The organism is Pigmentibacter ruber (assembly GCF_009792895.1).
Classification (GTDB): domain Bacteria; phylum Bdellovibrionota_B; class Oligoflexia; order Silvanigrellales; family Silvanigrellaceae; genus Silvanigrella; species Silvanigrella rubra.
On sequence record NZ_WSSC01000001.1, the window covers coordinates 1,514,072 to 1,539,558 of the forward strand.

The window sequence follows — 25,487 nt, forward strand, 5'->3', positions numbered from 1 at the left end:
TTTCAAATTAATAAATAAAAAGGGCGGACTAGAAAAAGGTCTTTAAAAAAATTTATTCATCTATAAAGTAACGGGTTTTATTTCACTCGTGCAACTACACAACTTGTAGTACCACCAAGACCCATACTTAATTTAACACAAATAAGGCCTTCTTCTTGTGCTTTGATCTCAACAACTTTATCCAATAATAAATTTCGATTTAATGAAGAAATTTTTGGATTAATTTTATTTGGATCTATTCCAGATGGTAGTAATTTATATGTTTGTTGATTTGTTTTCTTGGTTCCTAACAATTGCGCTGTAAGTTCCCAACCCCCACCTACTGACATACCATGCCCAAAAATACCTTTTCTTGCTGAAATATATGCTGTTCTTGGAGCAAATTCATCTATTAAATTTAATTCATTCCAATCACCAGGTGTTCCTGTAGCATGCATATCCCAGAGAGCCACTTGTGCCGGCTGAATTCCAGCAGCAGCAAAAGCTCTTTTTATTGCTAATTTAGGCCCTTCTTTTGAAGGAGTAATGATATGCTCAGCATCACTGCTCACACCTGCTCCAAGTATTTCTATTGGCAAAGGCTGGATATCAAATTTTTGCATTGCATCTTCAGCCGCTATAATCCAAGTGCACGATCCACCTGAAATATGGGTTCCGCGTAAATCGCAAAATGGAACTCCATGTGAATCACCTAACACAGCCAAACGACCATTATAAAAAGCGGAAATAAGCTCATTCGACGGATTTGCATCGGTGGCTCCTACTATCGCTGCATCTGTTCTGCCACTTTGGATTTCTAACAATGCTTGGTCAATCATAGAGCCAAAGGATGCACATGCCCCTGAAAAGCCAGTTGCTGTTCCATGTAAATTAAGCAACATTGAAGCCTGTGCAGCAGCAACATTTGGAACATTCCATAATAGATTTGGAGAAGTGCTTTCCCATGGAGGAATAGGACAGTTATATTTATCAAGTAGATTTTTTCTTTGTTTTGATTTTGTTCTAATTAATGCTAATTTGGCAGCATCGATATCAATTCCTACCACTGGTTGGGCTTCAATTTCTTTTAATTCAGTTAAAAATGTCTGATAATAGCTGGATTTTTGAACCCAAAAATCATTCCATTTTTTTAGAGCTTCAAAACGCTGCAGAGAATCTACAGGAAAGAGATCTGGTTGAGGAGGCGCGTCTGGATTCACTTTTATTTTATTTAAATGGTCGGAACATTCTTGATTTCTCACAGGATCTGCCCAAAATGCATTCCATTGAAAAAAACCTGCGTCTGACTCACGAGCCGACTTAAACATAACAGGCAAGTCAGCTAAACCATTAGCATATTGTATAGTTATACGCGGATCTAAAGAGTGTAAGGCTTTTTCTAATCCTGGTCTTGATTTTAAGGCATCTATTAAACTTCCAACAGCATATTTAACTAAATCACCATTTTTTTCATTTAATAAAGTAAATCTTTTGGGTCCATGCCTTTCTTCTAACCAATCTTTATAGATAGAAAAATCAAACTTAGGGATTCCTGCTAAAAAAACATTTGATAAGGATTGCTTTGGAGTTAAAGCTGATTCTCCTTTTTCAACAATTGCAAGAAATTCTTCCAAATTTGAAGCGCCTGGAGCGACTACTGATGCCGCATAAAGAAATACTTTTCTACGCTTTGGTAAAGAATTTGAAGATATAGTCATGTGCAACACTTCCTTTTTTGGTTGAATACTAACCACAAGCGATAAATTTAAGCAAAGCTTGTCTTTATGGGTAAGCAATAATTAATTTAACAAAAATTATGTACTGTTAGCAAGACTCACTAAAAATCCAGAGGCTGATTATATGCATATTATTCTGATTCACAAGCTATTATGTCTAGAAGCAAAGAAATGCTCGAATTTGTTAGAGGAATTATAAATATTAAATTTTAGTCACTTCTTTTTTTTGGAGAACTCTCACTTGTAACTGCTAATTCTGACTTTCCCTTGGGGATTGCATACCATTTTTCTGCAATAATTTTATAGATATTTCCTTCTTTTCTAAGATACAAATATTTTCTTCCAAAATCTTTTTTATCCGGAGAAGAATATCTTTGCGTAAATTCAACTAATAGCTGATTTCTAAAAGCTAAAATCTTTGGTTGACTAATTTCAACTTTAATTTCCCCAGCCCGTAATTTTGCCAGCTTTTCTTTATACTCGTACCAACCTTCTTTATTTTTTCCTAATGATTGAAATTGAGGAGAATAAAAACTTAAATATGTTTCGAAATCTGAGCTTTCCCAACTTGTCCGCCAAGATTCAATCATTTCAGAAACTCTGGCTCTTTCTTTTAAGAGATCTTCATGTGGAACTACAGACATTTTATCTACAATCACAACAGGAGTTTGATATTCAGAAATATATTGTGAAATATCAAGAACATCTTCATTTCTTAAGGCCACACAACCTTCTGTATCAAAAGGTCGCTGCATCCGGTCATCTTTATCAACCCCATGAATCCAAATGCCAGAACCGGTTTTTCTTTGTCTCTTGTCAAAGATATTAGGATAGTCAAGCACAAAAGCTTTAGGACCATATTTCCTTGCAGAAGGCCCCCATTTCTGAATTAAGTCAGCTCCATCTTTTTGTCCGACAATAAAATATATACCTTCAGGAGTTCGATTGTCTCCTCTAAATTTTTTATCGCCTTGCTCTTTTCCTGTTATTGCAAGATAAGTTTTTACTAAAGTATAATTACCATTTAACAACATTTTAAATACGCTTAATTTATGCAAATTTTTTTCAACGACAATGGCGTGAATTGGAAGATAAGCACCCAAACTAACAAATGCAGAAGGGATATGATTTAAAACTAAATTTGAAGATACTTCACTTTTAGTTTGAGATTGTTTTTGAAAAAGTTCTTTCGACTCTTTTGTAAAAAAATCTTTTGTTTCCTGAGAATAAAGAGTTTCAGAACTAAAAACTGCGATAAACAGAATTAGGGCATACACAACAGATAAAAATTTATAATCTTTAAATTTTATGCCCTGACTAAGTCTCTTCACACCACTCCCTTATTCCAGAAGTGTAGAGCTATTTATCTAATAATAGCTTCTACTTGTGCTCGGATATTAGATGAAAGACGAACCCCCATGTATGAAACCGTATCAGACGCTAAAAGAGTTGCAATTTGCCCAGATTGTTCAATGGTTAGGCCATTGCAAAGGCCATACATAAAGCCGCCTGCAAACATATCCCCCGCACCTGTTGTATCGGCAACTTCTACTTTTTTTGCAGGAATAAAAATTACATTTTCGTCATGGGCAATATATGCACCATTTTCTCCGTCTTTAACCACACATAACTGAACAGTTTTAGCTAGTTCCAAAGCTGCAGATTTAGGTTCCATTTCAAGCAGCATTTTTGCTTCTTCAGCATTTAAAAAAACAAGATGAGTTTTTTCTAGAAGAGAAAAAATAGTCTTTTTACCGTGTCTTTTTATAACAAATGGATCGGCAACATCGAATGCTACTTTGACATCATTCAAAAGAGCAAAATCAATTGCCGCATGTAGGGCATCGATTTGATTTTGGGTATCAAGCATATAGCCAGTTGTGAAAAGAATTTTAGAGTTTGCAATATCATCAAAAGGTAAATCGCTTGGCATATATTTTCTACATGCTCCAAGATAAGTATTTAATGTTCTTTCACCATCGGGTGTAACAACTACGAGACATGTACCTGTATGAGTTTGCCCCTGCACAGAAAGTCGATTATTTATACCCAATTCTGCTAACCGACTTGCAAACGCTTTACCATAAGCATCTTCACCAACACAGCTGCTATAACTTGTTTTTGCACCTAATACGGCTAAACCCCTCACAGCATTAGATGCACTACCTCCAAGCTCAACTTCAGGACGCACATTTCCCAAATTTTGCAATACTTTTTTTTGCGTCTCTTCATCAACCAACTGCATAATTCCTTTGGTCATACCAAAGTTTTTTAAATCTGAATCATTTGCACGCACCAATAAATCTATTAATGCATTTTCTATTGAGACAACATCAAGCTTATGTTTAAACTGCTCTGAAGAAAAGAAAGTATTCCGAATCATATATCCCTCTAAATTTTACTTTATTCTTCAGAAACTTCTGAAGAGATTATTGAGTTGTAAATGGACCTAGAATTTTTAAGTCTACTCCACCAAGCAAGTCTCTGACTACGACCAACCCACCGACTGTATTACCTGAACCTACACCAGGATTCCAGGTAGTTGAAGAAGATGTGTCTAAATTTATAGAACCAGTAGAGACATACCACTGCACCCTTGAACTTGGTGTGTATAAGGAATTGTTAGGATCCCTTGGAGAAGGCACTGATGGAGAATTTAAATTTATATTAATACTCACACTACTCCCTGATACACTTGAATTACTTGAAGGTGAAATACTATTGATTAATAAAGGATTATTTGTAACTGCTAGACCATTTTTAATTTGTGTCACTTTACTAGAACTAGCATTTGCCGGAAATGTTGTTGAAGTCCACCAAGAATCAGTGGGTTCTGGTAAAAAATAAAATGAATAAAATCCATTATCACTAGAAACCCCAGAATTAGCTGTATAAGAAATTTGAAATCCTGGAATATCTTTAACATTCGACATATAGGTATTTAAATTTGTTGTGTTAAGGTTTGTACAATTCACAGTATAATCAAATACAGTTAATCTAAAAGGAGTTGTCTGTACCGTTGTTGTTGTTGATGAGCTAAAAAAAGTACTCGAGGATACTAATGTGCCCGTTGTACCTGCAGAAACACCCCTTGCACCACCACCATTACTTAAATAATTATTTCCTATAGCATATGCAGTTATACTATTTATTGTTAACGTAGGAATTTCTGAAGTTGGAGAAATTGTTACTAAATAAAAATGTGTATTTGTACAAGAATTAGTTGATGATGTTAAACGCACAGGAAACTGTTGCGTGGATGTTCCTGAAAAAGAATTTCCTGATACCAATGCCGAATTTTGAAAAACTGCTGCAACAACTCTAACTTTATTTATGACATAGTAGTTATTATCTGTTGGACTGCAACTATTTGTCATGAGATAAACAAACAATAAAGTAACTGTGGCAAATATGTTTCGATAAAATAACATAGAAAATCCTTATATTAAAATTTTGCAATAACACCTATAGAAGGAAGTATGGGTAAACCAGTTACACTTACAGTATTTGAATAGTCTCGATTAAAAGTAGTGTAAGCTACGTTACTTCTATTAAATAAATTTAAAATATTTAAATAAGATGTTAATGTCCAATCAGTAAATAAAAAGTCATATTCTGTTCTGAAATCTACTTCCATAAAGTAAGGCGAACGCCCATCATTTTTATTAATAAGATAAGTATTTCCATCTGGAGCTGCAGCATATACACCAGTATTTTGATTAAATGTACCGCCTTGTACCGTAGAATAAGGATTACCTGTCATATATTGTATTCTAAATCCAGCATTCCAACGACTTGTAATTTTTTGTCCATAAACCAAATTAAAGGAATGTGTTCTATCATAATCTGAGTAACGCCATGCACCTGTTCCAGGATCTCTTACTTCTGCCATACTCCAACCATAACTAATCCAGCCAAACCAGAAGTCAGATGGTTTTTTCTTTAGAAAAAACTCTACTCCTTTTGCTCTAGATTGAATTGAGTTTTCAAATTTATTATTTGAATTATTTACTGCTGGACCTGTTAAATTATTACTTGTTTTGTACCAAAATTGAAGATCTGTTGAATAATTGTCCCAAAATTTAGATTCATGACCGACTACATACTGAATATTTCTTTCTAAATCTAAATTTGGATTACCATACCCAGAGATTAAATATTGTATAGCGGGTAATTGGCTGTAATATCCCCAAGCTGCTTTTAATGTTTGCCCTTCCATAAACTCATAGCGAACTCCAATTCTTGGATCAATTGCTAATTGATTTGCCGAAGGTCCTTTTAAAACATTTACTCCAGGATTAAATTTTAAAGGCTTAATTGGTGAATATGTAAAATCCAAAAACGTATCACCATAAAAGTAATTGTCAGTAACAGTTGTTTTATTTCTTGGCGCTAGTTCAGGATCAAAATAAATAGTTGGATCTCCACTAGGGTATTGAACAACATCAATTCCAACCTGATTTCTTGCAACTTTAGGTCTTATGCCTAGTGTATACGAAAATTGGTCATTTACTTTTTTATCTAATGCTAAACCTAACACAAATAAATGGCTTTTTGCATCGATAACATCATTAAAAATATTTTGTTGAAAAACTAAATAGCGTTGTTCACCAAAAATATTCAAACCATAGCCATTTCCTAAATTAAAATTATATTTTACGCCTGAAACTTCTGTATAATTATAAAAACTAAAACTATTTTTTCCTGAAGCCGTATTACTGTTACCTATATCAGAAGATAAAGAAACTCTATCAGCAGCTCCTAAAAGATAAGCCTGCCATGTACCGCTTGAATGATTTCCATTAAAAACAAATTGATAATCTGTTGCTTGAGGTATCGTAACAAAACTAGAATCACTCGCTAATTTTTGTATTAAAGGTTTATAGAGTTCTAAATAAGTCCGCCTGAAACCCATGCGAAATCCAACTGCATCATTATCTTTTTCATTTGTTGTATTGTTATCTACTTGAGTAGTATTAGCAGCTACTTTTTCTGATTCACTCTTTTCTTTGCCAAAAGCATTACCTTCTAAGTAAATTCCACTTTGAATCATCCCAAGTTCAAATTCACCCGATAATTTTTTTGGAATACTTCCTGGAGATCTTAATTGAATCACTCCCCCAATTGTATCAGTATATCTAGCACTAAAAGCACCTGGATAAAAATCCATAGACTCTATCATTCTGCTTGGAATAATAGTCTGAGCTCCACCGAAATGAAATATAAAAGGTAACAACAGGTCATCATAATAATATGAATTGTCACCCGGTAACCCACCACGGACAACGATATCTGCACTTCCTACACTAGCAGGTAAAACAGAAGGCAAAGTTTGTAATAATTTAACAGCATCACGCGAAGTGCCAGGAGCTTGATCTATTTCATCAGCTTGAAAAGATGTTTGAGATATTTCATCTTTCTTTTTTGCTCGAATAATTCCATATCCACCATATTCGGGAGAAGGCTCAAGTAAGAAAGGGGACTCACTTTGCAGTTTTCCATCTTCTATTTTAATTTTTAAATCTTGAAAATTTTCAGCGCGAATGACAATACCTTTTGAGTTTTTACTAACAATTATAGTAAAAAAACCATCATTATTTGATCTTGTTGTTATTTGACGATCGCTTTCATCAAATATCATAGCATCCACAATATCTGTTCTTGAACCTAAAGCACGAACTTTGCCTTGAATTTTTATTTTTCCTTCAAGACTTGCATCTTGTGTTTTTTGTTGCACAGGTGTATTTTGGGCATAGATCATCTGATTTGAAAACAATACGATGATAATGAGTGGCACGTTTTTCTTAAACATTGTTTGAACCTATTATATTTACATTATCAATAATTAAACACTCAGATAAAAATACCATAAAAAACTATTATTTTTCAAAATATGGAATTCAAAAATTTGAAAAATAAAATTGCTTAATTTTTAATCAAATTTATTTTTTTTGTTATTTTACAATTTTGCTTATTCAATATAATAAACTCATTTAAGGTTCTCTATTTATTATGTCAACTTTTATTTATAATAGAGAATGTTTCAACCGAAAGGCATTGCGTGAACTCATTTGAAAAAACAACTGTTTTTTTTCTCAAACCATTTGATTTAAAAAGAACTCATTTTTGGTTCATTTTATTTTTGTTTCTATTACTGCGGATAATTTGGGCAATTTTTTTTCCCATGGGCAATGATGAAGTATACTACTGGGAATGGTCGAGAGTGCTACAGCTTAGTTACGTTGACGCCCCCCCTTTTGTTGCTTGGCAAAGTTATCTTGGCAATTTAATTTTTGATAATTCTTTAGGTGCAAGATTTTTTCTTCCTTTATTTTATTTTATATCAACTTTATTTTTACTTTTAAGTGCAGAAAAATTCGCAAAGTTACAAAACAAAATTTTTACAAATGAAATTGCTTTTTCTGTAATTATTATGACCCAACTCGTCCCAGTTTTTTCATTAGAGGGATTTATGTTACTACCAGATAATGGGTTGTTATTTGGTATTTCAGGTTCTCTTTATTTTTTGCTATCTGCTTTAGAAGTTCAACAAAAGAAACAACTTCTGCATTTACCGCTAAAATATGCTTTTTTTGCAGGATTTTTTATTGGAATAGCTGGACTTTCAAAATATCACGCCCTTCCAATCAGTATAGGATTTTTTATTTCCATTTTGTTTTATAGAGGATTAAAAAAAAGCATCTCTGATATTCCATTTTGGTTGCTAACTGTCTTATCTAGCATTTTAGTTGTTAGCCCTGTTCTAATTTGGAATTTTGAACATCAATTTGCATCTTTTCACTTTCAAAGCCAACATGGTTTTGCTGGATTTTCATTAAATTTAAAAGCTTTTAGCAAATTTATTTTAGGTACCATTTTTTATCTTTACCCATGGTTTTTTGTGGTATTTTTTGTGTTTATTTATCAAAATTTAAAACGAAAAAAATTTTTAACCTCAATTAATAATGTAGTTATTTTTCCATTTCTGATATTATTTATAATAATTTTAACTTCCGCATTAGGAAAGCAAGCTTTACCGCATTGGACAATGCCAGGTTTTTTTCTTCTCATACCCGCTTTAGCTGTTCAATGGCATCCTTTTACTAATAAATATTTTAAACGCTGGAAAATATATTTAAAATTATCTGCAAGCATTTCAATATTAATTCCAACAGTATTATGTTTTGATCAATTCAATCAATTTGTATTACGGGCTTATGTGTTTTTCAAAGGAAATGCTGACGATCTTTTTCAAGTTCTTGCGTGGCAAAGTTTACAGAACGATTTAAAAAAACAAGTTAAGATTGATATAGAAACAAAACCTTTTAATCCTTATAAATTAAATTGTAAAGGCTCTGATTTTATCTTTGCTTCATTAAAATGGTATTGGACTGCTCAAATGGCTTTTCATTTTCAGAATCAACCTAAAATATATAACTTTGACTTTATAAATACTTCATTTTATTTATGGAGGGATAATCTTCCGCGTTTAGCAAATTGCAATATCATATTACTAGGAAGTAAAGACCATTTTGATCAAAATTTAATTGAAGAAGTCATGGATATACATGAAAAAAAAGAAATTCATATTTATCCATATTCAGGCGAAAACATAATCTACTTGAAAGGAAGAATGAAGGAAGAAGCTAAGCTAAAAGAAATATATGATAAACAAACAAAAAAAATAAAATTTTAACTTATATCAAGTGAAATTTTTAAGTTTTTCTAATATATCTTTTAAAGCACATCTTACAATTTCTATCTCCCACGTATGACCTTTTGCCGAATGTTCCAAATCTTGAATCCATTCCACTAAATTGCTTACAATTTTAACACTTGACTGAGATTCTTTGTCATCTAACTCGTCGTCTGAAAGTTGTTCCAAATAAGTCTTCCAAGAAGATAAGGGAGCATCAAGCATGTTCACTAATCTATTTAATCGTTTGGTTTGATCTTGTCCTTCCCAATCACCACTTACTTGAAAGGGGTACCAATCAAGCTCATGCCTATGTAGCCATAAATGCGCGCCGTTACTTAACGCAACACGTCTGAAGTCATCTGGGAGAGCATTTTGAAAACCGTCTGGCCTTTTCCAGATCACATGCATAATCTAACCTCACATAATTTAAAGGACACCTTGATGGTGTGCAAATTAAGTCTTGATAATACAACCGAAAGAAAAATAAACAAGCTCAAAAAAATTGAAATCCCTAAAGCTGATAGCATATTTTTATATTATGTATTAAAGTCTTTTTGGTTTTCTGTTTTCTAAAACAAAAAACCTTTTTTCAAAAGGAGTTTTATTTTGGCAAAAGTTCTCATGTATACAACTACTGTTTGTCCCTATTGCAATGCAGCAAAAAATCTTTTTAAAAGCTTAAATGTTGAATATCAAGAGATTAATTTAGACAGTGATCCTGATCTGAGAGCAAAACTTTCAGCAGAAAATAATGGTTGGAGAACTGTTCCAATGATTTTTATTGATGGTAAATTTATTGGCGGTTTTGATGATACAAATAAGCTCCATAAAGAAGGAAAACTTCTAAATTTACTTGGGAAAAACTAATTTAAAACGAAAATAAAAATATGTTTAAAATTGCTAAAATTGGAAGCGGGATTTTGTTTTGTGCATCTATTACAGGATGTGTGGTAGGATTTAGCAACAAAAAGAACCATATTTCTGAAGATTTTACAAATGTATATATACCAGCTGCCATAGATAAATCTTCTTATTCAGGAAATGCTAGCCGTTTAACACAAGCTATTCGCCAAAAACTAGCACTGAACTCTGACCTTAATATTACCTCGGCTGAAAATGCAAGATGGGCTATTGAAATTATAGTTGTTGATAGAGTTCAAGATATTGTATCTATTGATGATTGCTTTAATCCAGCAAATACAACCGTTGGAAGCGGAGCATTTAAATGCACTGCCATCCATCCTGAAATATCCAATCCAAATACTACATTGCCTAAATCATTTAACCACTCAACTAAATCACCTGCTCAAGAAAAAATATCACTTGTTGTAGACACAAAAGCTATTGATCTAAATGATGGTAAAGTTATTTGGTCAAAACGTTATTCTGCTAAAAATATCACTCCTGTTACTTTCAATGAAATCGGCGATACTGATGGCAATACCATCAAATATATGCAATGGACTCCTGATTTACATGTTCTAAGATACCAAGAAAGCATTGAAAATTCTGTAAAAACATTTTCCGATGCTGTTTCAGCAGATATTTACAATCTTATTACTACAGCTCTGCCTAAAAAAGGAACTATTGATAGAACAAAAGGAAGCTAATCTTCTTTTGTAGCTACTTGTAAAAATGACAAAGAAAATGTAGTTTTTCCTCGATTTTATATCTTTTGTTACTTCCCCAATGAGGAGAGCTATTTATGCTTTTAGATTTTGTCGCAAAACATAAAAAAGATTTGGAAAACATTGCTCTTTCTGTTCGAATTTTAGGAATGGATGCGGTTTTAAAAGCAAAATCTGGGCATGTAGGTCTGCCATTGGGGGGTGCTGAAATGGGCACCCTCCTTTATTTTGCTGTAATGCAACACAGCGCTGAAAACCCAAATTGGATTAATAGAGATCGTTTCATTCTTTCAGCGGGTCATGGAAGTATGTTGCAATATTCGCTCTTGCATATGGCTAATTATCCCATCTCCAAGGAAGAAATAATCCAATTTAGACAATTAGATAGTCTTACCCCTGGACATCCCGAAAATGGTCATACAGTTGGAATTGAATGCACAACAGGTCCTCTTGGACAAGGTATTTCGCATGCAGTTGGCATGGCAATTGCCGAGAGAATGCTAGCCGCACGATTTAACACAACAAATAATGAAATTATAGATCACAGAACGTTTGTCATAGCTGGTGACGGTTGTCTGATGGAAGGTGTCAGCTCTGAAGCCTGTAGCTTAGCTGGACACTTAAAATTAAATCGCCTAATCACGCTTTATGATGCAAATAACATTACTATCGACGGAACAATTGATATCTCATTTAGTGAAAATGTTCAGAAAAGATATGAAGCTTATGGATGGAATGTTCTTCATGCTAATGGAAATGATTTTGAATCCCTAGCAAAAGCTATGGAAAAAGCTTTAGAGTTTTCTAAAATGTCTAATGGAGAAACAGGGCCTACGATTGTAATTTGTAAAGGCATCCCTGGTAAAGGTTCTCCAAAATGGGAAGGAAAACCAAAAATTCATGGAAATCCAATGACAGCGGAAGATGTTGTCGATGCAAAACGTCATTTAGGAGTTCAAAACGTAGAACCATTTTTTGTACCACAAGAATGTTATAATTCAGCAAAAAATTTAATTGAATTCTCGGCAAAAAAATATCAAAAATGGGAAAAACAATTATCTACTACTTTACATCTTTGGGAAACAACTGAGCCGGAAAAACTTAAACTATGGCATCAGCATTTCAACAAAGAACTTGAAGTTGAATTTTCAAAACAAGTTTTAAGTAATGCAAAAGGTAATATGGCCACACGTGTTTCGAGTGGCAAAGCTCTATGTGAATTAGCAGCTTTAAATCCACAACTTGTTGGAGGATCTGCTGACCTAGCAGGCAGCAATTTAACTACTCTTCCAAATACAACATTTATAAATAGTAAAGATTTTTCTGGAAGAAATATACACTTTGGGGTCAGAGAGCACGGAATGGCCGCTATTTGTAATGGCATTTCTCTGCATGGAGGTTTCCAAGCTTTTTGTGCAACTTTTGCGGTTTTTTCAGATTACATGCGCCCTTCTATCCGTTTAGCTGCCCTAATGAAAATACCTACTGTTTTTATTTTAACTCATGATAGCTATGCAGTGGGTGAAGACGGACCAACTCATCAACCAATCGAACACGCTGCTGCTTTAAGAGCTATTCCAGATCTCCTTGTTTATCGACCAAGCGACACTCTTGAAACCTACTTAGCCTGGGAGAAAGCTGTTAATACAAAAAATAAACCTACGGCATTGCTTTTAACGCGCCAAGATTTATCAGATTTAGATAGTTTTTTAACTACACCAAGAGAATCTTATTTGGTTAAAGAAAGTTTAGATAAGGGTGCATATATAGTTAAAGACTTCTCTGAAAATAATGGAACAAAAGCAATTATAATTGCTTCCGGTAGCGAAGTTTCTCTTGCGCTGGAAACTGCCAATATTTTAGAAAAAGAAACATATCAAACTTTAAATCAAAATAAAGTAAAATTATCAATACGCGTTGTTAGTTGTATAGCACCACAACTCTTAAGCGACAATCCTGTTACTTTAAATAACTTAATACCAAAAGAAATTCCTACTATAGCTGTAGAAGCAGGCTCTACTCAAAGTTGGGGAGAAATTGTTGGAAGAGACGGCGCTATATTTGGTATGAAATCTTTTGGAGCATCTGCTCCTGCAAAAGTTTTAGCAGAACATTTTGGTTTTGAAAAAAATAAGTTTGCTAAATTTGTATTAAATTTTCTTCAATTAAGGTAACAGAATGAAGTTATTAAAATCAATTAACTTTCATTTAAAAGAAAAAGAATTAGTAAATATTAAAACTGTTAATATTTTCTACTTTACTATTCTTTTTCTTGTACTAATTATAAATGTAGTATTGAATTATAGAGAACCAGCTCACGTTTGGATAGAAATTATCGGTTCAATAATTCAAATAGCTATACCTGTTTATGTATTGGTACCAGTTTTATGGAAGAAAGATAAAATTGGCGCAATCCAAATGATCAAAATGTTAGTAGTGATTTTAGGTATAACATGGGCTTTTAAATTAGGCTTAAGTCAGGTCTTTGGGATAAGTGATTTACGTCCAAGAGGAGGTAACATGAGTTTTCCTAGCGGACACACTTCAGGGGCTTTCTCTGGAGCAGTATTTTTGTCTTTACGCTATGGCTGGAAATACGCATTTATTAGTTTACCTTTAGCATCATTTGTTGGATTTACAAGAATTTATTCATTAGCCCATTGGCCTATTGATGTAATTGCATCCATCATTCTTTGCTCAATTTCAGGATTTCTATTGGTAAAAAAATATAATTAATTTTCTTTTAAACAGGAAACAAGGATGTTACCTAGTTTATCTAACATTTTATTATCAAATTCTTTTTTAACTTTTTTATCTTTTTTTCTTGTATCTTTTATTTTTTTGGCTTTTTTATTAGGCAAAGTAAATACAAAATACAGAATAATTAACTACATAATTTTAATTATTTCTTTTTTAATTTTAGTTATTAATACTAATACAAGTTCTCAAAAAATAATATTTTTATTTTATTTACTATGCTTAAATACATTCCAATTTGCTTTTACAAAAACATATATTTTTATTACAAGACCGACAAAAAAAGTAAAATTTATCAAAAAAATTCCACAAAAAGCCAAAAAGAAAGCTAATTCGTATGGAAGTCCACAAGTTTTAACTTCATTTGGTTTAAAAGTAAGAAGTAAAAGTGAAGTTTTTATAGCTGAAAAACTGCGAGAAAAAAATATTCTTTTTTCCTACGAAAAACCATTAACAGCTGATGGAAAAACATATTATCCAGACTTTACCATATATTTAGGAAAGAGAGAATTTTATTGGGAACATTTTGGATTAATGAATGATGAAGTTTATGCAAAAAAAACGGCTGTAAAAATTAAATGGTATAATAAACATTTTCCTAAGAAATTAATATGGACGGAAGAAAACTCCTATTTAATGATTCAAATTCATGAAATAGCTGAAAAACTAGCAAAAACTAAGCAGCCCCCTCCGTCGTTTCCTCAACAGATCCATGAGATAAAGGAACGTGCATCTCAAAATCACCGTATTTAACTTGAAGTTTACCATCAACATTCTCAACTATAAAAATTTCATCTTCTATTTGCATTTCTAATATTTTACCGACCTGTATTGTTTTGAAAGGAATTCTAAAGTCAGAGCCATCAGATAAAATGACCATGAAATACTTTCCTCTTACTTGAATTGAAGTTTTATTAGTTCCTGTTGGAACATTTGCTGGTGTCACATCATCATCTAAACCAATTGGAGCTGCTTCTTCTGATATATCTGCTGCAGGGGTGCTTGATTCACCAACATTACTAACAGAATTATCTTCTCCTAAACCATGATCAATTGGCTGCGGAGCGTCTCCTCCAGAAAGATCTTCTGGCGATGCCGTTTTAATCTCTTCATCACTTGCCGCTGGAGCTTCTGCAGATGTTTCGGCAGTATCATCTACAATATCTAAATCTTTCATTTCCACAGAAGGATTTCCTTCAGCACCTTCAGCTGGAGGTGTAGAATCTTCAGCTGGAGTTGCGTTTTCTTCCACTGGAGCTGCGGACTCTTCCGTTACTTCTTTGTTTTCTTCAGGAGTTTCTTCTTTCATGGTTTCCTCCCCTACAGAAGTTTGCTCCTCATCTAATTGCACTTCTTGCACAAGAGGTTCTTCTGCAGCCGGTTCTTCCACACTAGCTGGAACAGTTTCTTCTGCACCAGCTATCTCTAATGGAGGCTCTTCCATAGCTTCCGCATTATTAGCTTCACCATCAGCAGCGACTTCAGCTGACGTGGAATCAGCTTCATTTCCTGCAACTTCTAGTGCAGGAGCTTCAGAAGAGCTATCTAAAGCTCCATCCTCCGCCTTTGGCATTGCTTCTGCAGACTCATCGACTTCTAATGCCAATTCTTCAGTATTTTCTGCATTTTCTGTTGTTGTCTCAGAAACAGTAGTTGATTCTGCTGACTCTGATGTTTCAGTTTGATTTGAAGCTGATTTTTCTTCTTCTATTTCTAGAGGAGCTTCTTCGGCTTTTTCTGTTGATGAAGCTGAGTTTGCTGGCTCATTTGATGCATCTGCAGCAAAATCAATAGTTTCTTCTGTACTAGCTTCAATAGTACTAGGTTGAGCACTTTCAGTAGTTTCTACTTGAATTTCTTCCTCTGCTGGGGCTGCACTCTCCTCTGCTGGGGCTGCACTCTCCTCTGCTGGGGCTGCACTCTCCTCTGCTGGGGCTGCACTCTCCTCTGCTGGGGCTGCACTCTCCTCTGCTGGGGCTGCACTCTCCTCTGCTGGGATTTTTTCTTCTAGGGCAGATTCGTTTAAAGGAGTAGCTGCTATATCTTCTTCATCACTCCCACTTTGTAAATGATTAGCTTCACTAGTTTCCCCAGAAACTCCTACAGACTTTAAACTTTGTTTAAATGGCGATAACCCTATTCGTGCGACAACCTCTGCTAAACCTTCATTTTCCTGTTTATTTTGTGAGAAAGTCTCTAATATAGAACAAATTGTTTCACCAATTTGTTCTCTTTTAATAGAATCAACTAAAAACTCAGCAAGCTTTGGCTCACCAGAAGATTTTCCTCCAATTAGAACTTTGTACCCAGATTCTTCACCTATAACATGAATGTCGTCTGTAGCGGACGCTACACAAGCCGTTGCACACCCATTCATTCCTATATTTAAAGCAGTAAAAGATTCTTTAAATTTTTCGTTCAAAATAGGTGAAATTTCTATGGCATCTCCCAAAGCATCTTGCTGGCATTTATTACAAAGTTCCCCCAAACAAGCTTTTGGAGATAAAATGGAATGGTTTCGATAATGTTTTAATAAAATACCTGATTTAGAGAGTTTACTATGCAAATCGAGAAGTTTGTCTTTAGGAACCATAAAGCCAATTCTTTGATCTTCTGTCACCTTCAAAAAAACAGAAACATCATCAGCAACATCACAAATCATACGCAATTGAGCACCGTTATAGACTCCGCCAGCGGCTTCAGCTAAAACAAAAAGATTGCCATTTTTTAATTCAAATTGACCACCAGACAATGAATCTCTCCCGGTACTATTTTACTGACTTGGTATCGTTTACTTGGCATAGAACTTGAGGTTACCTAGAGTATGTTGAAATATTCATTTACATTGGTTACTAAAGTTTGGCAGGTTCTTTACCGATGTTAGAACCGAATACTCATCATTCTACTGTTTTGTGAAAAGAAGGAGTCTCCCGCTATGTCCATCTCCTCTGCGTCTTCTATGCGAGAATTAATTGAATATGTTGCGAAGTCTCTTGTTGACAATGCGGATAAAGTTGAAATTAATGAAATCAATGGTGCACAAACAAATGTTATAGAATTAAAAGTTGCTAAAGAAGATGTTGGAAAAATCATCGGAAAAAGCGGAAGAACAGCAGATGCAATTAGAACGATTTTAAATTGTGGTGCTGCTAAACAAAATAAACGATATATTTTACACATCATTGACGAATAAAATATTCTAAAATCTCATTGAAATAAAATTTTTATTTTTTGTTCGTATAATTCTTTTAAAAAAATTCTTTAAATGTCAATTTTCTAACTCCATACATTACAACAAATATCCGCCAAAAATTTGCTAACAAAGAAATAATAATAAACTCCGAATAGTAAAAAATATTATTAGGAGAAAATATGCATTATAAAAGATATATAAATATCATTATAATTATTTTTCTTACTAAATTATTTACTTCATGTAGTTACTTTAAAGCACCGGGAGTAAGTTTTAACATAAACGCCCCTTCTTTAACAGGCGGTTCTCGTTCTTTATTTACCTCATTTACTACAGTCCAAATTCCAATTTCAATTACAAACTCAAGTGGATTTCAATTACAAAAAGCATTATCTGCGGGGGCAAACTCTGTCCAAATTCCTACTGGTAGTTTGCATATAAAAATAGGATATTTAGCATTTGGAAATACATCAGGAAGCTCAAGTAGTTGTAACAACAATAATGGCGGTGGTCCAAATAATGTTTTGTATAGTGAATACGAATTTGATTATACTGTAGATTCAAATACGACAAAGATTGACATAAATTTTCCTAATCCATTCTCTTTAATCCCCGTTGATCATTTTGGATTTTTGATTAAAGATAAAAATGGTAATCCTGCAGCAAATGCAACAATTTATTATTTTGATGTTATAAGTGAGCAAAATATTTTTGACCCTTGTGAAGGTAAAATTGCCTCTGATGTTACAGATTCACAAGGTAGAGTAGCGGTAGACTTACCTATTTATAGTGATTCTAAAAGATTTCGATTCATGGTTCAAACTGCTGATGGAAATACAAAAGTATTTAAACCTGTATTTGTTAGAGGTGCATCAAAAGCGCAATTTTACTATGTAAATATGGCAGATGGCAGTGTCACAGCAATGAACGAAAATACTGACAGTTTTTTACAAGATGGCTATTCCATAGCTTACACAAGAGATGTTTTACAAAAAAATCCAAGATTTCCGGATTTTTTATCATATGTTTTACAAACGCCTAATTCTAATGACTTTAATGTTTTTCTAGGCCCTCAAAGTAACAGTCAAGATCCAAATAGCTTAATTAATAGAAGAAGTTTTGATATATACTGCCAAATAAAGGACTATACAAATACAAACATATTACTCCCATTCCAACCTTGTCCGAGACAAAATTTTGTGATTACAACATTACCAATAAGTTGGACATATGGACAAACATATAATATTTATGCCTTTATAAAAGATAGAGATGGATATATTATAACTCCTTCTAACAATTTTGTGTCATTTAATTATTATTTACCCTGAAATATAAACGGATAATTATTTTGTCAATAGCCTTAAATATAAACATAATTTTATTAAGTCAATAGTAAAATTATAAACAAAAAAATATTCTTTAATTAAAAAAATTCCCCTTTACAAATTAAATAAACGGTTAAGTTTCCAGTAGTGGAGAATGAATGACTCCATGAAATTAAATTTTATAGGAGAATTAATTATGTACCGCAATCATTTTATAAAAAATTTAACAAGCCAAAATAGTTCGTTACCTTTTTTTGGATTTCATAATGAAGTGGGTAATTTAATAAATACAATTTTTTCAGACCAAATTAAAGATGATAATTCTGAAGTTTGGTTTAGACCCAACTTAGATATTATGGAAACTAAAGATCACTATTTTGTAACGCTTGAACTCTCAGGAATTTCTCAAAAAGATATTGATATTTCTTTAGAGAAAAATATTTTAACAATATCAGGAGAAAAAAAGAAAAAAGAACTTGATAAAGAAACAAATTTTTATCGCAGTGAAATTTCCTATGGAAAATTTAAACGCTCTATAGAATTTCCTGAAAAGGCAAATTCAGATGCCATTGAAGCTGAATTAAAAGACGGAATTTTATCAATTAAAATTGGCAAAATTACACAGGCAGAAGCAAAAAAAATTGAAATTAAACTAGCTCAATAGCCTTAAGGCTTGAAAGAATAACTTCTTTCAAGCCTTTTATTTATAAAATAAATTCACACAATCTACCGCCTTAAGCCATCTGTATAGGTTAGCACTTGCTATAGCTTCTGGCATTGTTGGCCTAAATTCTTTCCCATTATAATCCTTAACAGATTCAAATATATCCTGTTCTTTTAAGCCTGTAACAGCTGCCATAGCGGCTCCTAGAGAAGTTGTTTCTGTATTAGCAGGTCTGAATAACTCTGTTTGTAATAAATCTGCTTGAAACTGCATAAGGAAATCATTTCTAGAAGCTCCACCATCAACTCCCACTTTTAATATTTTTTGTTTACTTAATTTTTCCATTAATTTCAGTAACTGGACATTTTGCATTGCAATACTTTCAAGCACAGCCCTAATAATCTGCGCTTTTTGTGTTCCTCTTGTAAGCCCAAATAAAACCCCCTTTGCCTGCGGATTCCAATAAGGCGCGCCTAAACCTGCTAATGAAGGAACAAATAAAATTTCTTCATCTCTAGGATAACTCATCGCCTGTTCAGCACTTTCAGCAGAGTTTTTTACCCAACCAAAATTATCTCGAAGAAATTGAACTGCAGCTCCAGCAATAAATGCGGAACCTTCCAATGCAAATGCTCTTTTATTTTTTGTTGCAAAAGCAACCGTAGTAAGCAATCCTTCATCAGTTGTAACAATATGTTCCCCAGTATTCATTAACAGAAAAGCACCTGTACCAAAAGTTATTTTTGCTTCTCCAGAATGAATACATTTTTGTCCAAATAAAGCAGCTTGCTGATCCCCTAATACACCCATTATTGGTATACCATCTGGGAGTCCTGGTACTTTAAAAGTTTCTCCAAAATTAGCAAAACTTGGTTTAATTTCAGCTAAACTTTTTTCAGAAATATTAAATAGCTTTAATAAATCTTGATCATAATTTCCAGTATGTAAATTATACAACATTGTACGACTTGCATTTGTATGATCAGTTACAAATGATTTCCCGTTTGTTAATTTCCAAATCACAAATGAGTCTATAGTGCCTAAAGCTAATTCACCTGTTAAATCCCACTGTTTTACAGAAGAATATTGTTCTAACATCCAGCGCATTTTAGAAGCGCTAAAATAGGGATCACAAACTAGCCCCGTTTTTTGAAGTATTTCTTCTTGTAATTTTTTATTCTTTTTTAAATTCTCACAAAAATCTGCAGTTCTTCTATCTTGCCAAACAATTGCATTACCAGCTATTTCGCCTGTCTTTTTATTCCAAGCCAAACATGTTTCTCTTTGATTTGTAATACCAATAGCTGCAATTTTTGCTGCTGAAAAGTTTGAATTTTGTTGATAAGAAAGCTCTATTGCATTCTGTATTGCTTTTAAAGTAGTTTCCCAAATCTGTTGTGGATTATGTTCAACCAATCCTGGCCTTGGATAAATTTGAGGAAATTCAATTTTATTATTTCCATACATTGAAAAATCATTCATACTAAAAAAAGAGGCCTGAATTCCTGTGGTACCTTCATCTATTGATAAGATAAAATGAGTCATAACTCCCACTCCTTTGAATTTAGGGAAAAACGTAATGAGTTTATGGAGGATACTAACTTGAGTCTGAAAGAGCGACAATCAATTCCAAAAAAATTTGAAAAATATTTTTTTTCATTGCCATTTATTGAGCAAGCGGGTTTTTTCTTATGGCCATCATTAAATAGCGTTGAAATTCAAGCGGAAGAAAAAAAATTATTAAATCTAATAAAACCATCTGGGATGATATTGTTTAAAAGGAATTTTCAAAGTTTTTCACAAGCAAGAAATTTAATTCAAACAATAAAAAAAGTGCGTGGTATTAAAAAAAGCACTTATAAAATTCCAATGATAGTTTCAATCGATGAAGAAGGGGGAAGAGTCTCTCGCTTACCACCTCCTTTTAATAGAGGTAAACCAGCCCTTGAATTTGCCGAACAAAATGATTTAAATGGCTTGGAAGGTCAATTGTTGCATCAAATTTTTGTTGCAAAAAATTTAGGTATTAATAGTTTACTTAGTCCTGTTGTAGATATCCTTACAGAACCATCTAATTTAGTCATAGGGGATAGATGCTTTGGTCGTACACCAGAAAAGGTTACAAAGTTCGCCTCTTTCGTAAATAAAATACTGCTTGCTGAAAATATGTATTCCTGTGCAAAACATTTCCCTGGGCATGGAAATACAACTACAGATTCGCACAAGGAATTGAGTGTCAGCAATGTTACATTAGAAGTTCTAAGAAAAAGGGAATGGATTCCTTTCAAAAATTTAATAAACGAAAATGTCCCATTTATTATTACAGCCCATGTTTTAATTCCTGAAATTGATGAAAATAATCCAGCAACTTTAAGTAAAATAATTCTTGCAAAATATTTACGAAAAGAATTAGGTTTTAAAGGATTAATAATTAGTGATGACTTAAGAATGAACGCTATTGCTGAACATTATAAGCAAAAAAGAAAGGTTCAATCTTCTATAACTGAAAATAATAATATTTCTTTTCAAGAAGATGATAATTATTTGCAACATGCAGCTATCGATGCATTAAAAGCTGGTTGTGATATTTTGTTAAGTTGTCAAAGTATTGTTAGGGAAGCAAAAATTGCATATGCAATCGCAAACAAAATGCAGAATGATAAACTATTCCATAAATTGATGTTGGAGAAAGCGTGGAATATTTTTTCGACCTTAACAAAAAAGCGAAAGATGAAAATATAATAGTTATAACAATTTATAGCTTATTTTTTCATTTCTTTTTAGTACTTGCTATCGCTTTGCTGAAACCACACCCACCTGAGTTTATTAGTATTAAAGTTTCAACAAATACAATTCAATTAAGTACAAATAAATCGCAATCAAATAAACAAACTATTCAAAAACAACAAGACAAAAAAATTCCAAAAGAAGAAATTGTCAAATCAAATACTGCCAAACGTAGCATTCAGAAAGAAATTCCGTCTGAAAAAACAGCTCCATCAACAAACGCTAAAGATATCCCAAATCCAACTCCTGAAGGGCAATCATCAAATCCTAGTAAGGAATTTTATTCAGCTGAATCTACGGTAGATAAAACCGCTCAGTGCACATTACCTGAAATTAATTTAACAGATGATGCTACTAATGCGGGAATTAAAAGTGGGAATGTTATTATAGAGGTGCAAATTAATAGCCAAGGAAAAGTAACTAATGCAACATTGATAAAAGGTACTGGATATAAAATAGATCAAGTAGCTTTAAATGCTGCAAAAGAATTAAATTGCAAACCAGCAAGAAGAGACCAAGAAAGTGTTGGTGTGATAAAAAGAATCAACTGGGTAATTGTTCAGTAATTCTAATGAAATTAATCTTTTCTACCACCAAAAATTTGCAAAAGACTGATAAATAAATTGATGAAATTTAAGTACATGGTTAAAGCCCCATAAATCATAAATTTGCCTATTTCTTGCCTATTACCAGCTGATTGATAAGAAATTTCAAGCGCCCCCTCACGAATACGTTGTGAATCATATGCCGTTAAACCAGAAAATACTAAAATTCCTGCCCAACCTGTAAATGACCTTAAAATTGGGCTGTGCATAAATATATTCAAAATTCCTGCCCCAATAATCATAAACAATCCCATGTACAAGAATGTGCGCATAAATCCTAAATTTTTCTTTGTAACTGCTCCAAATATTGCCAAAGCAGCAAAACCCATAGCGGCTATAAAGAATATAGAGATAACATTTCCAATAGGATAAACATTCATAATGATTGCAAAAGTAAATCCAGTAACTGCAGCATAAACAAGAAATAAAGCTTTTAATGCAGAAGCGCTTAATTTATTTGCAGCAAAACTCATCACCATAACAAGAGCAACCTGCATTAGAAAGATTGCAAAGATAAATCCAGAGCCCATTTTTAGGAGATAATTCAAGGTATTTGTTTGAACAATACCAACACCAACAATAGCACTTAATAAAACTCCAAAAGACATCCAGCCATATACACCAGAAATAAGCTTGCTTGCATTTGCTTGAGCAAGTGAATTTTTTCCTGCGTTTTCCATCCAGTTTGAATTATTATTTTGAAACCGATTCATATCAAATTCCTTCCTTACACGTGAAAAATGTTGACTCAACACATTCCAATAGTAATCTAATCAATCTTTCTTATTTGACAAGACAGCGTTCATTTCTTCATCACCCACGCCTCTATCCAATTGTCTATCCATTTCAAACTTGGGATCATACCCCTCATGCATTTCATAATCACCATCACCATAACGAATATAGTGGGGAGCAATTTTCTTAGCATATTCTTTTAAAAGTACTTTTGCTTGTTCCAAATCTTCGACTTTGTTTAAAACATCTCTTAAAGCTTTGCTTTGTGGGAAACCTTTAGTATACCAAAGCAGATGTTTCCGTGCTAAAATTGCTGAAATTTTTGTTTTGCCATAGTGCTCTTCTTGGTAAGTAATATGCCTAAGCAATACGTCATACCACTCAGCAAAAGTAGGTTGATAACGCTTCCCTTCTAATATTTCTTTAAAAATCCAAGGATTTCCCAAAGCTCCGCGACTGATCATCACAGCGTCGCAACCAGTTTCTTTCTGCATTTTTTCTGCAAATTGAAAATCAAAGATATCTCCATTACCAACTTTTATAGCTTTGCTTGGATTTTTAGCAGCTGCTTGCATAGAAAGTTGAATACCATTTAAATCACATGGTGTAGAATAGGACTCCGAACGTGTACGGCCGTGGATAGTGAACATATCAACTAGTTCAGTAAGAACTCGATTAGTTGTATCTTCGACATTAATTAGCTCACGAGTGTAACCTAAACGGAATTTAGCAGATAGAGGCTTTGTTGTTGCTTCTCTGGCTAATTTCACAGTTTGTGAAATACGTTCAGGTTCTTTCAAAATAGCACTCCCACAACCTGCATTAACAACTTTTCGAACAGGGCAACCCATATTTATATCAATAGTATCAAAACCTTGTTTATCTAAAACAGAAACCGCATGCGCCACTTGAATAGCATCTGGTCCTGTTACTTGAACACCAAGAATGCCCTCAGAAGAATGGCGCGCCATCATGTCAAAAGTCTTCTTATTTTTATAAGAAATAGCTGTAGCAGATAGCATTTCTACATAAGTTAAGCCTGCCCCCATTTCTTGTGCAATTCGGCGAAAAGGTATATCAGAGACCCCTGCTAATGGAGCTAAAAACACTCTATTTTTTAATTTTAATGACCCCAATTGAATTGGTTGATTAAAAAAGTTGCTCATTTTACTTTACCTTGTCTTTAATTAACTGCCCGCATGCAGCCTGAATATCTCTCCCTTTGGAAAGACGCACAGTAGCAACCATACCTGCTTTTTTCAATTCTTGTTGAAAAGCAAAGACTCTGCCTAAATCCGGGCGTCGATAGGAAGCCCCTTCGTGCTCATTCAATGGAATAAGATTGATTTTAACAGAAATACCTTCAAGAAGAGCTATTAATTCACTTGCATGTGCAGAGGTATCGTTAATTCCGCGAAGCAATGTGTATTGAATCATAAAAGAACGACGGGAACCTTGCTGTGAATGCTTGCGCAAGACTTCAACCACATCCGTTATTGAATGCCTATTATTTACTGGCATTATTTTACTGCGTTCTGAATTATAAGGGGAGTGGAGGGATAATGCTACTGCTACTTTTGTAAAAGTTAACACTTTTTCTAATTGGGGTAAAAGACCAACAGTGCTAATTGTCACCTTATTAGGAGAAAAATTTAATCCTTTATTATCACAAAGAATATGAGTACTTTCAATAACATTATCTAAATTATCTAAGGGCTCTCCCATACCCATATAAACTACGTTCGTAATTCTTTCATATTTAGCAGTTTCATGTGCAGAATTTTCTTGTCTCCAACGCTCTGCTTCTAAAATTTGTCCAATGATTTCATCTGTATCTAAGTTTCGCGCCAACCCCATACGCCCCGTTTGACAGAAACGGCATGCTTGAGCACAACCAACTTGTGTTGAAATGCATTGGGTTAAGCGTCCTAACTCAGGAATTAAGACACTTTCTACTAATCGCCCGTCACGTTTCAAACGCATGATGAACTTTACTGATCCATCTTGCTTACTATAGTCTAAATCAATAATTTCAATAGGATATTCAAATGTATAAGATTCATTCAACCATCTTTTAACTTCTTCACTCAACCCAAAAAATGGAGTGGGTGAAGATGAAGATTTTTTATATATTTCACGATAAATTACTTCAGCTCGAAGCGAAGATTTTAAATCACCAAACTGCTGGGCAATACTTCTTGCCAAAGTAATTCGATCTTGGCTAAAAATTGATTTCATTTTAATTGATCCCACAAAGAGTCACCTAATCGGTGACTCTTTATCAAACAGAGTATAAACAGCTGGTCAAGGTATTTTTGCCAAAATTCGACAGCTTATGCTAACTTGCTGAAAGCGTCTAATTTTATAGGAGTAGAT

The 25,487-nt window shown here is 33.5% G+C and carries 22 protein-coding genes; 11 read left to right on the forward strand and 11 right to left on the reverse strand.

The window, feature by feature from the left end; genetic code table 11:
- Positions 1-77: 77 nt before the first annotated feature.
- The 5 genes from GOY08_RS06255 to GOY08_RS06275 form a co-directional block, all read right to left on the reverse strand.
- Positions 78-1,697, reverse strand: a complete 1,620-nt coding sequence (locus GOY08_RS06255; protein WP_158998001.1) for a beta-ketoacyl synthase N-terminal-like domain-containing protein — start codon at positions 1,695-1,697, stop codon at positions 78-80.
- Between the two features lie 227 nt (positions 1,698-1,924).
- Positions 1,925-3,046, reverse strand: a complete 1,122-nt coding sequence (locus GOY08_RS06260) for a L,D-transpeptidase family protein (RefSeq protein ID WP_158998002.1) — start codon at positions 3,044-3,046, stop codon at positions 1,925-1,927.
- A gap of 32 nt (positions 3,047-3,078) precedes the next feature.
- Positions 3,079-4,098, reverse strand: a complete 1,020-nt coding sequence (locus GOY08_RS06265) for an adenosine kinase (protein WP_158998003.1) — start codon at positions 4,096-4,098, stop codon at positions 3,079-3,081.
- Positions 4,099-4,144: 46 nt separating this feature from the next.
- Entirely contained in the window at positions 4,145-5,146 is a 1,002-nt protein-coding gene (locus GOY08_RS06270) for a hypothetical protein (RefSeq protein ID WP_158998004.1), read from the reverse strand.
- A gap of 14 nt (positions 5,147-5,160) precedes the next feature.
- Complete coding sequence (locus tag GOY08_RS06275) at positions 5,161-7,527, reverse strand: TonB-dependent receptor (RefSeq protein ID WP_158998005.1); 2,367 nt, start codon at positions 7,525-7,527, stop codon at positions 5,161-5,163.
- A 249-nt stretch (positions 7,528-7,776) separates the two neighbouring features.
- Here GOY08_RS06275 and GOY08_RS06280 point away from each other — a divergent pair, with 249 nt between their 5' ends.
- On the forward strand, positions 7,777-9,411 hold the full coding sequence (locus GOY08_RS06280) for an ArnT family glycosyltransferase (RefSeq protein WP_158998006.1): 1,635 nt from the start codon (positions 7,777-7,779) through the stop codon (positions 9,409-9,411).
- A 6-nt stretch (positions 9,412-9,417) separates the two neighbouring features.
- Here the strand turns inward: GOY08_RS06280 and GOY08_RS06285 are convergent, their stop codons facing one another.
- Complete coding sequence (locus GOY08_RS06285) at positions 9,418-9,822, reverse strand: hypothetical protein (protein WP_158998007.1); 405 nt, start codon at positions 9,820-9,822, stop codon at positions 9,418-9,420.
- A gap of 198 nt (positions 9,823-10,020) precedes the next feature.
- Here GOY08_RS06285 and GOY08_RS06290 point away from each other — a divergent pair, with 198 nt between their 5' ends.
- The 5 genes from GOY08_RS06290 to GOY08_RS06310 all read left to right on the forward strand — a co-directional run bounded on the left by GOY08_RS06290 (position 10,021) and on the right by GOY08_RS06310 (position 14,552).
- Positions 10,021-10,281: a glutaredoxin gene (locus tag GOY08_RS06290; RefSeq protein ID WP_158998008.1), complete on the forward strand. Its 261-nt coding sequence runs from the start codon at positions 10,021-10,023 to the stop codon at positions 10,279-10,281.
- A gap of 20 nt (positions 10,282-10,301) precedes the next feature.
- Positions 10,302-11,024, forward strand: a complete 723-nt coding sequence (locus GOY08_RS06295) for a hypothetical protein (protein ID WP_158998009.1) — start codon at positions 10,302-10,304, stop codon at positions 11,022-11,024.
- 95 nt (positions 11,025-11,119) lie between these two features.
- Complete coding sequence (tkt, locus tag GOY08_RS06300; RefSeq protein WP_158998010.1) at positions 11,120-13,216, forward strand: transketolase; 2,097 nt, start codon at positions 11,120-11,122, stop codon at positions 13,214-13,216.
- A gap of 4 nt (positions 13,217-13,220) precedes the next feature.
- The gene (locus GOY08_RS06305) at positions 13,221-13,778 is read left to right on the forward strand and encodes a phosphatase PAP2 family protein (RefSeq protein ID WP_158998011.1); all 558 of its coding nucleotides are present in this window, start codon (positions 13,221-13,223) and stop codon (positions 13,776-13,778) included.
- A 24-nt stretch (positions 13,779-13,802) separates the two neighbouring features.
- A complete protein-coding gene (locus tag GOY08_RS06310; protein WP_158998012.1) occupies positions 13,803-14,552 on the forward strand; it encodes a hypothetical protein in 750 nt (249 codons plus the stop codon).
- Here the strand turns inward: GOY08_RS06310 and GOY08_RS06315 are convergent.
- On the reverse strand, positions 14,476-16,551 hold the full coding sequence (locus GOY08_RS06315; protein WP_158998013.1) for a hypothetical protein: 2,076 nt from the start codon (positions 16,549-16,551) through the stop codon (positions 14,476-14,478). The two genes, GOY08_RS06310 and GOY08_RS06315, sit on opposite strands and share 77 nt — an antisense overlap.
- Before the next feature lie 207 nt (positions 16,552-16,758).
- Here GOY08_RS06315 and GOY08_RS06320 point away from each other — a divergent pair, with 207 nt between their 5' ends.
- The 3 genes from GOY08_RS06320 (at position 16,759) to GOY08_RS06330 (ending at position 18,984) form a co-directional block, all read left to right on the forward strand.
- Positions 16,759-16,992, forward strand: coding sequence for a KH domain-containing protein (locus GOY08_RS06320; protein WP_148698833.1), 234 nt, complete (start codon positions 16,759-16,761; stop codon positions 16,990-16,992).
- Between the two features lie 179 nt (positions 16,993-17,171).
- Entirely contained in the window at positions 17,172-18,323 is a 1,152-nt protein-coding gene (locus GOY08_RS06325) for a hypothetical protein (RefSeq protein WP_158998014.1), read from the forward strand.
- Between the two features lie 193 nt (positions 18,324-18,516).
- The gene (locus GOY08_RS06330) at positions 18,517-18,984 is read left to right on the forward strand and encodes an Hsp20/alpha crystallin family protein (protein WP_158998015.1); all 468 of its coding nucleotides are present in this window, start codon (positions 18,517-18,519) and stop codon (positions 18,982-18,984) included.
- A gap of 36 nt (positions 18,985-19,020) precedes the next feature.
- On the opposite strand, the gene GOY08_RS06335 is transcribed toward GOY08_RS06330, so the two are convergent.
- Complete coding sequence (locus GOY08_RS06335) at positions 19,021-20,529, reverse strand: FGGY family carbohydrate kinase (protein ID WP_158998016.1); 1,509 nt, start codon at positions 20,527-20,529, stop codon at positions 19,021-19,023.
- A gap of 57 nt (positions 20,530-20,586) precedes the next feature.
- Between GOY08_RS06335 and GOY08_RS06340 the strand changes: the two genes are divergently transcribed.
- Together GOY08_RS06340 and GOY08_RS06345 are read left to right on the forward strand one after the other, a co-directional pair.
- Positions 20,587-21,726 carry a glycoside hydrolase family 3 N-terminal domain-containing protein gene (locus tag GOY08_RS06340; RefSeq protein ID WP_158998017.1) on the forward strand — a complete coding sequence of 380 codons (1,140 nt, stop codon included), beginning with the start codon at positions 20,587-20,589 and terminating at the stop codon, positions 21,724-21,726.
- Positions 21,678-22,337 carry an energy transducer TonB gene (locus tag GOY08_RS06345; protein WP_158998018.1) on the forward strand — a complete coding sequence of 220 codons (660 nt, stop codon included), beginning with the start codon at positions 21,678-21,680 and terminating at the stop codon, positions 22,335-22,337. Before GOY08_RS06340 ends, GOY08_RS06345 begins: the two co-directional genes overlap by 49 nt.
- Positions 22,338-22,348: 11 nt before the next feature.
- Here GOY08_RS06345 and GOY08_RS06350 read toward each other — a convergent pair whose 3' ends face one another.
- From GOY08_RS06350 to rlmN, 3 genes are read right to left on the reverse strand one after another with little or no spacing between them, the layout of a single operon-like run.
- Positions 22,349-23,089, reverse strand: coding sequence for a Bax inhibitor-1/YccA family protein (locus tag GOY08_RS06350; RefSeq protein WP_158998019.1), 741 nt, complete (start codon positions 23,087-23,089; stop codon positions 22,349-22,351).
- Between the two features lie 60 nt (positions 23,090-23,149).
- The gene (locus GOY08_RS06355) at positions 23,150-24,277 is read right to left on the reverse strand and encodes a tRNA dihydrouridine synthase (protein WP_158998020.1); all 1,128 of its coding nucleotides are present in this window, start codon (positions 24,275-24,277) and stop codon (positions 23,150-23,152) included.
- A 1-nt stretch (position 24,278) separates the two neighbouring features.
- A complete protein-coding gene (rlmN, locus tag GOY08_RS06360; protein ID WP_158998021.1) occupies positions 24,279-25,349 on the reverse strand; it encodes a 23S rRNA (adenine(2503)-C(2))-methyltransferase RlmN in 1,071 nt (356 codons plus the stop codon).
- Positions 25,350-25,487: the final 138 nt, after the last annotated feature.